The organism is Streptomyces sp. NPDC093261 (assembly GCF_044753645.1).
In the GTDB taxonomy this organism is placed as follows: Bacteria; Actinomycetota; Actinomycetes; order Streptomycetales; family Streptomycetaceae; genus Streptomyces.
The window spans coordinates 402168-414589 of sequence record NZ_JBIVNO010000003.1 but is presented as its reverse complement, the minus strand read 5'-3'; the positions used below and the strand labels follow the sequence as shown (position 1 = coordinate 414589).

At 70.1% G+C, this 12422-nt stretch carries 10 protein-coding genes; 4 read left to right on the top strand and 6 right to left on the bottom strand.

The window, feature by feature from the left end; all coding sequences use genetic code 11:
* Positions 1 to 78: 78 nt before the first annotated feature.
* The 4 genes from ACIP94_RS10965 to ACIP94_RS10950 form a co-directional block, all read right to left on the bottom strand.
* Positions 79 to 753 (bottom strand): helix-turn-helix domain-containing protein, encoded by a 675-nt coding sequence (locus ACIP94_RS10965; RefSeq protein ID WP_402422677.1) that lies wholly within the window; start codon positions 751 to 753, stop codon positions 79 to 81.
* A gap of 630 nt (positions 754 to 1383) precedes the next feature.
* Complete coding sequence (locus tag ACIP94_RS10960; protein WP_402422674.1) at positions 1384 to 2289, bottom strand: SpoIIE family protein phosphatase; 906 nt, start codon at positions 2287 to 2289, stop codon at positions 1384 to 1386.
* Positions 2177 to 2683: a PAS domain S-box protein gene (locus ACIP94_RS10955; RefSeq protein ID WP_402422671.1), complete on the bottom strand. Its 507-nt coding sequence runs from the start codon at positions 2681 to 2683 to the stop codon at positions 2177 to 2179. Before ACIP94_RS10955 ends, ACIP94_RS10960 begins: the two co-directional genes overlap by 113 nt.
* The gene (locus ACIP94_RS10950; RefSeq protein ID WP_402422668.1) at positions 2661 to 5168 is read right to left on the bottom strand and encodes a SpoIIE family protein phosphatase; all 2508 of its coding nucleotides are present in this window, start codon (positions 5166 to 5168) and stop codon (positions 2661 to 2663) included. Before ACIP94_RS10950 ends, ACIP94_RS10955 begins: the two co-directional genes overlap by 23 nt.
* Before the next feature lie 345 nt (positions 5169 to 5513).
* Between ACIP94_RS10950 and ACIP94_RS10945 the strand changes: the two genes are divergently transcribed.
* A complete protein-coding gene (locus ACIP94_RS10945; protein WP_402422665.1) occupies positions 5514 to 6152 on the top strand; it encodes a TetR/AcrR family transcriptional regulator in 639 nt (212 codons plus the stop codon).
* Between the two features lie 129 nt (positions 6153 to 6281).
* Here the strand turns inward: ACIP94_RS10945 and ACIP94_RS10940 are convergent, their stop codons facing one another.
* Complete coding sequence (locus ACIP94_RS10940; protein ID WP_402422662.1) at positions 6282 to 6521, bottom strand: hypothetical protein; 240 nt, start codon at positions 6519 to 6521, stop codon at positions 6282 to 6284.
* Positions 6522 to 6618: 97 nt separating this feature from the next.
* On the opposite strand from ACIP94_RS10940, the gene ACIP94_RS10935 reads away from it, so the two are divergent.
* Together ACIP94_RS10935 and ACIP94_RS10930 are read left to right on the top strand one after the other, a co-directional pair.
* Positions 6619 to 7002, top strand: a complete 384-nt coding sequence (locus ACIP94_RS10935; protein WP_402422660.1) for a hypothetical protein — start codon at positions 6619 to 6621, stop codon at positions 7000 to 7002.
* 349 nt (positions 7003 to 7351) lie between these two features.
* Positions 7352 to 7771 carry an SsgA family sporulation/cell division regulator gene (locus tag ACIP94_RS10930; protein ID WP_402422657.1) on the top strand — a complete coding sequence of 140 codons (420 nt, stop codon included), beginning with the start codon at positions 7352 to 7354 and terminating at the stop codon, positions 7769 to 7771.
* Positions 7772 to 8231: 460 nt separating this feature from the next.
* On the opposite strand, the gene ACIP94_RS10925 is transcribed toward ACIP94_RS10930, so the two are convergent.
* The gene (locus tag ACIP94_RS10925) at positions 8232 to 8858 is read right to left on the bottom strand and encodes a TetR/AcrR family transcriptional regulator (protein WP_402422654.1); all 627 of its coding nucleotides are present in this window, start codon (positions 8856 to 8858) and stop codon (positions 8232 to 8234) included.
* 234 nt (positions 8859 to 9092) lie between these two features.
* Between ACIP94_RS10925 and ACIP94_RS10920 the strand changes: the two genes are divergently transcribed.
* Entirely contained in the window at positions 9093 to 12314 is a 3222-nt protein-coding gene (locus tag ACIP94_RS10920) for a cytochrome P450 (protein ID WP_402422651.1), read from the top strand.
* Positions 12315 to 12422: the final 108 nt, after the last annotated feature.

Sequence of the window (12422 nt, the reverse complement as noted above, 5' to 3'; positions counted from 1 at the left end):
CCTGGGCAGACGGGCTCGCTCACCGTCGTTTCGGCTTCCCACGAGACGGAGGCCGTCGCCATCGGGCGGTCGGTGTCGTCACACGGTGATCCGGCGCCCGGTGATGCTGAGAGGTTCGATGCGGATCCACAGCTCACGTTGCCCGCCCGCCCAGGGTGCGCTGTACGCCTGTTCCTCCAGACGCCGTACGGACTCGGGATCCGTCACGGCTCGGGCCTGTCCGCGCACCAGGACGCTCCAGCCCTGGCTCAAGGCTCCGTCGACGTGGTCGATCTCGAAGGCCACTTGAGGGCCCGGCGCCTGCGAAGGTACCGCGTGGGGCAGCGTCCTGAAGACGACCGTCCCCTCCACGACGCTGTAGTTCACAGGGACGACCAGTGGTCCTGAGGCGGTGGATACCGCGAGTCTCCCCACGCCGTGGGTCGAGAGCAGCTCCTGGCACTCCTGCGTGGTCAGCACCGTGAACTTCGGGTGTCGGCCCGCCTGTCCGAGGCCGGGTGGCAGATCGACGTCACCACCGGAGAGGTCCCGGACGGTGGTCTCGAGTGCTCCGGCCAACCGCAGGAGGGAGGCCGCGCTCGGCGTGGCGGTGGACTGCTCCTCCAGGTACCGGAGGTAGCCGGCAGCCATACCGGCCCGATCGGCCGTTTCCTCCCGGGTCAAGCCGAGTTCCTCGCGCCGCAGGGCGATCCGGCGCCCAAGGTCACCGGTCGGGTGGCCTCCCGCCGCGTTCGACGATGCTTGTGCGGCCACAGCTCGTCACCTCCTCCCAGGGGCCGTGCGGCCGATCGTGGGCGAGCCGTGCGGTGGCCGCTCGCCGGCCTTGAAGGCACTGGACTTGGCGGCCTGCCGGTGCGCTCTGGGTGTGACGAACCCGAAGCGACGCATGACATCTCCTCGTAGAAGCCCCGCAACCGCTGGTGATCGTCCGGCTCCACGGGCCGGATGCAGACGGTGCTGCCGTCCGCGAGCAGGGCGTGTATCCGGGGGCGGCTGACTGTGTCGTCCGTCATCGCGGTTTCCTCCGGGCTCTCGGCATTTCAAGCATCGGCCGCCATGCCGGCGATCACATGGGCTGAGCGGGGTGGGACGGGGGCCGGTCGGCCCTGAAAGCGAATCGGGATCCCGCCGGTGTTCTCAGTCACGGGGCGCCCACAAAGCGGGTGCGGGAGGAGATCGACACGCGTTTCCGCTCGCGGCCCCCCGGCGTACCCGCAGACGGCGGCCCTTCGATCGTGAGGGATCGCAGAGCCTCGACGCGGACACGGCCGGCCTCTTGGGTGAGCTGTCTTGCGTACGGGCCGGCGCTCCGTCCCTGTCGGGATGTCGTGCCGCGCTCGGCTGCCGCCGGGGCCCAGGCCCGCGTGGCGGCGAGGACATCGGTCAGCGTGGGCATTCGATGAGCTGTTCGGACCAGATCGTCTTGCGGTTCTGGCTGTGGCGGCAGCCCCAGCGCGCGCCGAGTCGAGCGACGAGCAACAGGCCGCGTCCTCCCTCGTCGTTCGTGCGGGCACGTCGTAGGCGGGGCTGGGTGCTGCTGGAGTCGGTGACCTCGCAGAGCAGAACGTTGTGGCGGATCAGCCGCAGCTCCGCCGGCGGACGACCGTGGCGGATGGCGTTGGTGACCAGTTCGCTGACGATGAGTTCGGTGGTGAAGAGGAGGGCGTCCAGCCCCCATGCGGCGAGTCGGCGGCCTGCCCATTCCCGAGCCTCGGAGACGGCAGCCGGATCGGCCGGGATCTCCCAGTGAGCGGTGTCCTGCGCCGGTACGGCGCGGGTGCGTGCCAACAGCAGGGTCGCGTCATCACGCGGCGCTTCGTCCACCAGATCGGCGAGGACCGCCCGGCCGGTTTCGTCCAGAGCGCGGTCCGGGCGGCAGGACGCGGCGAGCGCATGGGTCAGCCGCCGGAGTCCATCGCGGGTGTCGTCCGCGCCCCGATCGATCAGGCCGTCGGTGTACAGCGCGAGCACGCTGTCCGGTTCGAGGCCGATGGTGGTGGTCTCGTACGGCACGCCGCTGAGGGAGAGTGGTAGGCCCGGGGAGATTCCGACGGCTTCCGCGGTCCCGTCGGGCCGGACCAGGACGGGTGGCGGGTGCCCGGCACTGGCCATGACGCAGCGGCGGGTGACGGCGTCGTACACCGCGTACAGGCATGTGGCGCCGACGATGTCGTGGTCACCGGGTGGGGCCTCGGCCGAGAGGCGCTGGACCAGGTCCGCGATCCGGGTGAGCAGCTCGTCCGGCTCGAGCTCGAGGTCCGCGAGTGTCCTGCGCGGTACGCACGACATCCAGGGACCCTCCCACCTGCTCCGCCACCTCGCGGGCGAGGCACTCCGCCGAGCCGCTCAGCCGGGTGGTCCGGAAAGCGACGTCGACGGTGTTGCCGCACCGTAGCCACAGCCGTACCCGGCCGGATGCCGGCATCTGCGTGGTGCCGCGCAGTCCGTCGGGGAGTTCCGCCACCAGTTCCCGCACGGGGCGGCCGCAGACCTCTTGGGCGGTGAACCCCGTCAGGTCCGCTGCTGCCTCGGTCCACCGCACCACCGCGCCTCGGCTGTCGACCACGGCGGCCGCCAGGCCCGCGAGGACGTAAGCGCTGCCGCTGGGACGGGCGTCGGAGACGCTCGGTGTCTCCTGGGCGGTGCTCAGCGAACCGGTGTCATGTGCGTTGTTGAGAGCCATGTCCGGGACTTCCCTGCTGGAGCATGGGGGGCGCCGCAAGGGCTGCGGAGGGCAGGTCTTGTTCGGCCCAGACGACCTTGCCGTCCGCCCCGGAGCGTGAGCCCCACCTGCGCGACAACTGGGCGACGAGAAAGAGTCCTCGGCCGTCCCCGTCGAGGGAGTGGGGATGGCGGGGGCGTGGCTGGCTGGTGTTGGTGTCAAAGACCTCACAGGTCAGAACCCGGTGCTGGATGAGCCGTAGGCGGCTCGGGCCGTCGCTGTGGCGGATGGCATTGGTGACCAGTTCACTGATGATCAGTTCCATGGGTCTCACGAGCGGCTCCAGTCCCCATTCGGTGAGCTGACGGGCGGCCAGATGCCGGGCGGCCGGGACGGTGGCCAGTTCGTTCGGCAGGTCCCAGGAGGCGACCTGGGCGGGCTGGAGTGCGCGGGTGCGCGCGAGGAGCAGGGTGACATCGTCGGCCGGTGCCTGAGTCGGCAAGGTCTCCATCGCTCGTGAGCACAGGTCCTCCAGGGATGAGCCCGGCTGTGCCAGGGCGGCGCCCAGGCGGTGCAGACCGACGTCGATGTCGTCGTCGCGGGACTCGACCAGGCCGTCGGAGTAGAACGCGAGCAGACTCCCCTCGGGAAGTTCCAGTTCCGCGGACTCGAAGGGAACCACGCCGAGACCGAGGCCCAGTGGGGCTCCGGTGGGCAGGTCGGGGAAGCTGACCTGGCCCTGCGGGTCGATGATCAGGGGCGGGGGGTGCCCGGCCCGTGCCATCGTGCACCGTCGGGTGACCGGGTCGTAGACGGCGTACAGACAGGTGGCGCCCACCACCGCGCCGACCTCGTCGGAAAGGTCGGCTTCCTCGTCGTTCAACCGCCGGACCGTGTCGTCGAGGTGTGCCAGCAGTTCGTCGGGGGGCAGGTCAAGGTCCGCGAGCGTGCGCACGGCGGTGCGCAGCCTGCCCATCGTCGCCGCGGCGTTGATGCCGTGTCCGACCACGTCGCCCACGACGAGGGCCACCCGGGCGCCGGACAGCTCGATCACATCGAACCAGTCACCCCCCACGCCGTGGTCGATGTCGGCCGGCACGTAGCGGGAGGCCACCTCGACGGCGGCACCGCCCTGCATACGGTGAGGGAGCAGGGCGCGTTGCAGCGTGAGGGCCGCGGCGCGTTCGCGCGCGTACCGGAGCGCGTTGTCCAGGCAGAGCGCGGCCCGGGTGACGAGCTCCTCGGCGAGCAGCAGGTCGTCCTCCTGGAACGGCGTCGGCTCCTCGGAGCGGGCGAATATCGCCAGGCCCAGCACGCTGCTCCGCGCACGGATGGGGACGACCATCAAGGAGTGGATGCCGCTGTCACGTACCTTCTGGGCCCGTACCGGGTCGTGGTCGACCCAGGGGCCGGCGTGGGTGTCCAGCACTGGTTCCAGGTAAGCCCTGCCGGTGCGCAGGGCGGCGGCGAACGGCGAGGCCCGGTGGGCGTGGATCACCTCTTCGCGTACGAACGGCAGTTTCGGGACACCCGGGTCGATGGTGGCCACACCGGCACGGCGCAGCACCGGGCGGCTGCCGCTCGCCGTGACGGCCGAGGGCTCCACGCCGAACGAAACCGACTCCACCAGGTCGACGAGGGCGTGGTCGGCCAGCAGGGGCACGGCAAGCTCGGCCAGTTCCTGCCCGGTCTGCATGAGGTCGAGGGTGCTGCCGATGCGGGTGCCGGCCTCGCTGAGGATGGCGAGGCGTTCGCGTGCCCGCCGGTTGCCGGTGACGTCCACGGTCATGGAGCACACGCCCACCGGCGTGCCGTCCGCGCCCTGGAGGCAGAAGAACGAGGCCGAGAAGGCGTGCTCCCGGCGCCGGTCCGCCGGCGGCCACGCCCGGAACTCGTGGACCATGGTGGTGCCGCTCTTCAGTACCTGCCGCATCACCACCTCGAGCGCTTCGGCCTCGAAGGCGGGCAGCGAGTCCTTCAGGCGGCGTCCGAACCGTCGCTGACGCGGCACGCCGTCGTGACGCTCCATGGCGTCGTTCACCCAGCCACAGCGCAGCTGCGGGTCATAGACGACGATGCCGATCGGTGCGCGGGCAAGCAGTGACTCCCGCACCGGCCCGGTGGCCGCCTCCGAGGACAGGGAGCCTATGTCGGTCACGGACACCAGCCACCGAGTGCCGGCGTTCTGCCCCCACAGCAACGAGACCCGCAGCGTCATGGTGAGCGTATGGCCGTCGCGGTGGCGGACCGCCACGGTGCCGGACCAGCCGCCCTGGGCACGGCACTGCTCGGCCAACTCCGAAGCCCTTCCGGCGTCCTCGGGGGGCGGCAGCACGTGTGCGGCGGACCGGCCCACCACCTCCCCGGCCGAGTACCCGACCAGCCGCTGGGCCGCCTGCGTCCACCCCGTCACGGTCCCCTCCGCGTCGATCATCGCTATCGCCGCGTCGGGTATCTCGCGGGGCTTCGCCGGCTCGGCGAGGGGGCTGTGGCCGGTGTGCGTCATCGTGGTTCATCCCATCGGTGCGGAGGTGAGGGAGCGTCGGTACATGGCGCGGCGGTCCTGTGTGCAGTCGTGGTGGAACGGCGATGGCCGGTTGAGCGCACACACGCGGCATGTGTCGGTATCGAGCGTTTCGCCCATTTCTGATGAAATAGTCAGATACGAACCGCTGGCCGTCAAGTGCCTCATAACGGATGAGATGGTCATAACTGAGGAATAGATCAGAGTGTGTCGTGGCATGTCACGTCCTCCGTGGACGCGTCGCTACGGGCGAAGGCGTTCACTGGACGGGCGTGGGCGGCGGTGCAATGATGAAAACATCACAACTGGTGCTTTTTGGTCACGGTGATGACGATGTCAGCTTCATGCGGGAATCGCTTCGACCGCCGTCGCTCAGAGACTCGACGGGCACTCGTCCGCGCCGCGCGGACGATCCTGGCCGAGTCCGGCGACACCAGCGCCAGCATTCGGGACATCGCGGAGCGCGCGGACGTGGGCTTCGGCTCCTTCTACAACCACTTCACGTGCAAGCCGGAACTGTTCGACGCGGCCGTGGCCGATGCCCTGGAGGAGTACGCCCAGGTCATCGACGGACGGCTGCACGGCCTCGAGGATCCGGCCGAGCGCCTCGCCGGCGCCGTGCGGCTCAGCGCCCGCATGGCCGGGGCGCACCCGGAGATCGTGAGCATCCTGTGCCACAGCGGACTCGGCCGCATTTACGCCGGCCGCGGACTGCTGGCTGCGCGCGCGAGGCGCGACGTGGAGCAGGGCATGGCCTCGGGCCGCTTCACCGTGGTCGACCCGGTCGTCGCTCTGGTCGCGTTGAACGGCAGCCTGCTGGCGCTCCTGGAGTTGTGGTTCACCCAGCCCGAGGTGGACAACGGCCGGGCCTCGGACAGCATGGCCGAGATGCTCCTGCACCTGCTCGGCCTCTCCACGGACGAGGCCCGCGACGTCGCCCGGCGCCCTCTTCCCGCCGCGGCGTGAGGAGGGTCGCCTCCAGGCGGCCTCACCCTTGAAAAGGTCAGTTGGCGGGGGCGTGCCGCCCGTAGGGGTCGGGGTCCTGGGCCGGGCGCGCCAAAGGCGAGGCGGGGGTTCAGCGCGTCCGGTGCGGCCTCAGCCTCGATACGGGCGAGGGGCGTCGTAGCGGAGGGGCATGCGGCTGCCGAATCCGACGTGCCGGTTCGCCGGGCCGGGTTCGCGGCGCAAGGGGGTCAGGCGCTCGGGTCGGCGCAGCGGGGTGAGTACCCCGTCGAAGCGGTAGCACACCGGCGAAGCAGTGGCGCACATCCTCTTCGGCGACGAGCCCTCGACACTTCCATACGTCGTATGGTAGTACTGGAAGGGCGATTCCATACAGCGTATGGAAGAGCTTGATCGACCATGCCGGGCGCCTCACATCGCCTGCACGAGCAGCCGTTGGTGCGGATCGCACCGACCGGAAGGACAGACCATGAAGAAGCTCACGAAGCGGATCGCCGTCACTGCTTCCTCCGTGGCGGTCGCGGGTGCCGCCGTCCTCGGTGCCGGGGGCACCGCTTCGGCCGCGACTCCCGCGTCCGCGCACATCCAGCGCCCGGCCGTCAGCGTCAAGGCCGACAACAACCGCTGGGACCACGGTGTCGGCTACCTGCTCGAGCAGGGCTACTCCTGGGACCGGATCCGCGGCTGGCACCACGACGACTGCGTCACCGGCTCGGCCCGGTACGGCCACGACGGCCACTCCTACAAGGGACGCGGAGGGAGGTCCGACCGGTCGCACCGGCACGACGGGAACCGCCACGAGCACGACGGCCGGGACCGGCACCCCCACAACCGGAACCACGCCGGCCGGTGAGACGGATGCCGCTTGCGCCCGTGGGTCCAGGCCGTGCGCCTCGCTGTGATGCCTGCCGGCGGCAGGGACGAGACCGCCGGTCCGGGCACCAGCGGTCCGTGACCTCCGCCCAGGCGGCCGGCTGAGTGAGGGGCCGTCGCCCTCACACCTGCCTGCGGGCACCCACCACGGGTCGCAGGTTCGCGTCGCCCCACTGGCGCGACGCCATGAATCATGCGGTCCGCCGATGCCGTCCGGCACCCGGGCCCTGCTGTACAACGCCTCCTCTTCGTCGCCTCTTCGCCACCGGCCCGGGACGGTCCGGTGGCGAAGGAGGCAGCCGAGGCGGAAGCGCCTTGGAGTGAGGTCGATGAAGTCTTTGAGAGTCGTGGTGCAGCGAGTGGGCGCGCAGCTTGTCGTCTCGCGAGATTGCTCGGTTCCCTTGAGCATGCGCCTGCGGTACGAGCCCACCGATCCCTATGTCGTCCGCGCCTGCTTCTTCACCGACACTGACGAGCCGGTGGAATGGATCCTGGGGCGTGACCTTCTGGCCGACGGCCTGAGGGGTTCCGCGGGTGAGGGGGACATCCGGATCTGGTCGGCCGTCGGCCGTGGCGACCGAGAGATGTACATCGCCCTCGGGTCCTCCGCGGGCACCGCCTTGCTCGAGGTTCCCGTGCAGGACGTCATGACCTTCCTGGAGGACACGGAGGCACTGGTGCCGCAGGGCACCGAGTCCGGACACATCGACTGGGACACCGAACTGGCGAACCTGCTCCCGGACAGCTGACAGGAACCTCCCAACCGCTCTGCGGAACAAGCCTGTTGCGCGCACACCTTCGTCCGCCGTCGCCGGACGGAGGATCGGGGCACGGCCTCCTCCGCGTCACGTCCCGGCGGCGCCGACTCACCCTTGCGGTGGCAGGCGCGGAGCCGCTCGAGCCGCCGCTCTTCGGATCGCCTGACGCCCACGTCCCCACCCAGTGGACGGCGACCGGCTGAAGAGTCCGCCGACAGCGGGCGGTCTCACCTGCCGTGTGCTCGCCGATGCGCCGGGATGCATGGCTTGAGTCCCGTCGCAGCCCCCGAATGCGCCGACGGGGCCGGTCACCCCGGCAGGCCGTTGCCGCACAGGCGCGTTCCACGGCCCGGCCGTGCACCGCGTCGGTCCCGCCCCGTGCGCGCGGCCTGAGTCCGCCCGGCCGCGGGTCTGTCTCAGGACGCGGCCGCAACGCCGTAGGAGCAGGGACTCAACGGCCGGCGCCCTGGCCGTCACGATCGGCGGTGAGCCGGCTTTCCAGGCCCGTGATGATCGTGTCCAGCACCAGGCGGAAGACGCGGTCCTCATCGGGGTCCGGATTCGTGTATCCGTTCTCGTCGGTGGTGCGGACGGTCGGCGGCTTGAGGTTCGCCCACTGGTGGAGCGCCCCGTTGAGCTCGGCGGTGAGAACACCGGTGACGACGGCGCACAGGACGGCGGAGACCTCCGGGATCTGCGGGAGCGGCACCCCTGCGGCGTCCAGGATCGCGGTGAGCGTAGCCAGGAACGGGTCTTCGGGCTGGATGAAGTCCGGCTGGTGGCTGAACGAGTAGGCCATGAGCTTGGGGTGGCGGTGCGCCAGCGTCCGGAAATCCGTGGCGAGCAGGCGGATGCGCTCCTGCCAGGGAGCGTTCTCCAGCGTCACGGTGCGGAACTGGGTGCCGACCATTCTCGCCACGCCGCGCAGCACGGCCTCCTTGTTCGGCACGTGGTGGTAGAGCGACATCGGGTTCGCATCCAGCACGGCCGCGAGTTTGCGCATGGTGAGCGCCTCGACCCCGTCCTCGTCGATGAGCCGCAGGGCGGCGGCGTAGATCCCGGCCTCGGTCAGAGGCACGTCTCTCTTCCTGGTGCCCCGCGGGGGTCGCTTCGGCTTTTCCATACTCGGTACGGTATCAGTTTCGTACTGCGTATGAAATTGGTCTCGACGGCGGGGTGGGGCTCGGGTCAGGTTGCGCTCGACTTTCCATACGACGTATGTTATCACTTCCATACGGCGTATGTTTCTGTCGTGCACCGCAGCATCGACCGGCGCCCTTGCCCATCCCCTCTCCGCGCAAAGGAGCAAGTCATGACCACGCAGTCCGCGAACGACCTTCGCCCTATCCGGTCCCCGCGCGGGATCCCCCTGCTCGGCCACACGCCGCAGATCCCCGACACCAACCCGATCGCCTACTTCGGCGAGCTGTCCAAGCAGTTCCCCGAAGGCATCTACGGCATGGACATCGCCGGTCACGAGCAGGTCTTCGTCTACGACCCGGACCTGGTGGCCGAGGTCTGTGACGAGACGCGGTTCTTCAAGCAGATCGACAAGACGCCGCTGTACCACGTCCGGGACTTCGCGGGCGCGGGCCTGTTCACGGCCCACCAGTACGAGGAGGAATGGGGCATGGCGCACCGGATCCTCCTGCCGGCCTTCAGTCAGCGCGCCATGAAGAACTACTACGGGCAGATGCTGGAGATCGCTCAGAACCTGGCGGGCAAGTGGGAGCGCCGGGAGGGCCGGCCGGTCAACATCACCGACGACTACACCCGGCTCACCCTGGACACGATCGCCCTGTCCGGGTTCGGCTACCGGTTCCGGTCCTTCGACAAGGAGGAGCTGCACCCCTTCCTCAATGCGCTGCTGGGCGCGCTGGTGGAGTCGCTGCGGCGCTCGCAGGAGCTGCCGATGATGACCAAGCTCCGCAAGGCGGACGACAAGAAGTACCGCGAGAACATCCGGTTGATGCAGGACCTGGTCGAGAGTGTGATCAAGGAGCGCCGCGAGGGGAAGTCCAGCGGTGAGGAGGACCTGCTGGGCCTGATGCTGGAGGCCACCGACCCGGAGACGGGCAAGTCCCTGGACGTCGACAACGTCCGTGACCAGGTGCTGACGTTCCTGATCGCCGGCCACGAGACCACCAGCGGTCTGCTGTCGTTCGCCACGTACTCGCTGATGCGCAACCCGCATGTGCTGGCGCAGGCCTACGCAGAGGTGGACCGCCTGCTGCCCGGCGACACCGTCCCGGACTACGACACGATCATGCAGCTGGATGTGATCCCGCGGATCCTGGAGGAGACCCTGCGGCTGTGGGCCCCCATCCCGTCGATCGGCAAGGCGCCGCTGGAGGACACCGTCATCGGTGGCCGCTACGAGCTGAAGAAGGGAACGCGGGTCAACCTCCTCATGGGCCCGCTGCATACCCACCCCAAGGCGTGGGAGCGGCCGCACGAGTTCGACATCGACCGCTGGCTGCCGGAGAACCGGGTCCAGCACCACCCGCACGCCTACAAGTCGTTCGGCAACGGTGTGCGTGCCTGCATCGGCCGCCAGTTCGCGCTCGTCGAGGCCCGTCTGGCCCTCGCTCTGGTGCTGCAGAAGTTCAAGTTCTCCGACACCGGCGACTACAAGATGGACGCCAGGGAGACGCTGACGCGCAAGCCCGGCGACTTCGAGCTGGTCGTGCGCAGGCGCCAGGAGCACGAGCGTCACGTCTTCGGCGTGGCCGACGTGCAGACGGATGACACGCAGCGGCAGGCCGCGGTCAGCGGTGTCGGTGTGAACCTGACCGTCGCCTACGGCTCCAGCCTGGGCTCCTGCGAGGACCTGGCACGCACCATCGCCGACCGCAGCGAGCGCTCCGGGTTCGGCACCACCCTGATGAGCCTGGACGAGCTGGGCGACAACCTGCCCACCGAGGGCCTGCTGGTGGTCGTCGCCGCCAGCTACAACGGCAAGGCCCCCGACAACGCCCAGCGCTTCGACGACCTGCTCGCCGCCGGACTGCCCGAGGGCTCGCTGTCCAACGTGCGGTTCGCGCTGCTGGGCGCCGGCAACACCCAGTGGGTGGCCACCTACCAGGCCTTCCCCAAGCGGATCGAGGAAGGTCTGCTGGCCGCCGGCGCGGCCCCCGTCGTCGAGCGTGGCATAGCCGACGCCGCAGGCGACTTCGACGGCATGGCCACCCGCTGGATGGACACCCTGTGGGCCACCCTGGCCGAGGAGTACGCCGCCGACACCTCCGACGACGGCGCGCCGCGCTACCAGGTGCAGCTGCTGACCGAGGCCGACGTGCGCCCCGCGATCGTCTCCGAGCAGGCCTACCCCCTCACGGTGGTGGCCAACGAGGAACTCGTGGCCGACGCGACCGGGTTGTGGGACTTCCGGATCGAACCGCCGCGCCCGTCCGCGAAGTCCATCACCATCGAGCTGCCGGAGGGTGTCACCTACGACACCGGCAACCATCTGGCCGTCTTCGCCAAGAACGAACCGCAGCTCGTGGATCGCGCGCTCACCCGCCTGGGCGTGGAGCGTGACCAGGTGCTGCGCCTGGACCAGCCCGCAGGCGGCTGGACCCACCTGCCGGTCGGCACGCCGGTCACCGCCGGCCTGCTGCTCAGCGAGTTCCTGGAGCTGCAGGACGTGGCCACCCGCTCCCAGATCCAGACCCTGGCCGGGCACACCGAGTGCCCGTGGACCCGGCCGCAGCTTCAGGCCTACACCGCCGACACCGCAGAGGCCGCAGAGCGCTACCAGAGCGAGATCCTGGACAAGCGGGTCTCGGTGCTGGGCCTGCTGGAGCGCTTCCCCGCCATCGAACTGCCGCTGGCGGTCTTCCTGGAGATGATGGGGCCGATCCGTCCCCGCTTCTACTCCATCTCCTCCGCCCCGCTGGCCAACCCGCGCCAGGTACGCCTGACCGTCGGGCTCCTCGAGGGGCCCGCCCTGTCCGGTGACGGCCAGTACCGCGGCACCTGCTCCTCCTACATCGCGGGCCTCGAGCCCGGTGACGTCTTCTACGGCTATGTGCGCGTGCCCTCCCCGACCTTCGCCCCGCCGGCCGACCCCGCCACGCCGCTGATCCTCATCGGCCCCGGCACCGGCATCGCGCCGCTGCGCGGCTTCCTGGAGGAGCGCGCCTGGCAGCACGCCGACGGCACGACGGTAGGCCTGTCGCAGGTGTTCGTCGGCTGCCGTCACCCGGAGCACGACTACTTCTACAAGGAGGAGATGCGGGCCTGGGAGCAGTCCGGGATCGCCCGGGTCCACACCGCGTACTCCGCGGTGACCGGTCACCCGGCCCGGTTCGTGCAGAACGCCATCGCCAACTCCGCCGAGGCGGTGTGGCAGGCGATCGAAGACGGCGCGTACATCTACGTCTGCGGCGACGGCCGTCGCATGGCGCCCGCCGTGCGCGAGGCCCTCGCCGCGGTCTACCGCGAGCGGACCGGCAGCGACGACGAGGACGCCCAGCGGTGGCTCGCCCAGCTCGAAGCCGAGCAGCGCTACCAGCAGGACGTCTTCGCCTGAACCCTGACGCCGGGAGGCATGCGGCAGTGCCGCCGCCCCGCATGCCTCCCGGCCCCCACCCCAAGCCCGCCGGACACCCCACGGCACCCGGGCGGCCCCAACCGGCCG

What these genes read in the sequence shown, in the direction of transcription:
- ACIP94_RS10960 (WP_402422674.1), bottom strand. Translation starts at nt 2,289, where the DNA reads ATGTCGTGCGTACCGCGCAGGACACTCGCGGACCTCGAGCTCGAGCCG.
- ACIP94_RS10955 (WP_402422671.1), bottom strand. Translation starts at nt 2,683, where the DNA reads ATGGCTCTCAACAACGCACATGACACCGGTTCGCTGAGCACCGCCCAG.
- ACIP94_RS10950 (WP_402422668.1), bottom strand. Translation starts at nt 5,168, where the DNA reads ATGACGCACACCGGCCACAGCCCCCTCGCCGAGCCGGCGAAGCCCCGC.
- ACIP94_RS10945 (WP_402422665.1), top strand. Translation starts at nt 5,514, where the DNA reads ATGACGATGTCAGCTTCATGCGGGAATCGCTTCGACCGCCGTCGCTCA.
- ACIP94_RS10940 (WP_402422662.1), bottom strand. Translation starts at nt 6,521, where the DNA reads ATGGAATCGCCCTTCCAGTACTACCATACGACGTATGGAAGTGTCGAG.
- ACIP94_RS10935 (WP_402422660.1), top strand. Translation starts at nt 6,619, where the DNA reads ATGAAGAAGCTCACGAAGCGGATCGCCGTCACTGCTTCCTCCGTGGCG.
- ACIP94_RS10930 (WP_402422657.1), top strand. Translation starts at nt 7,352, where the DNA reads ATGAAGTCTTTGAGAGTCGTGGTGCAGCGAGTGGGCGCGCAGCTTGTC.
- ACIP94_RS10920 (WP_402422651.1), top strand. Translation starts at nt 9,093, where the DNA reads ATGACCACGCAGTCCGCGAACGACCTTCGCCCTATCCGGTCCCCGCGC.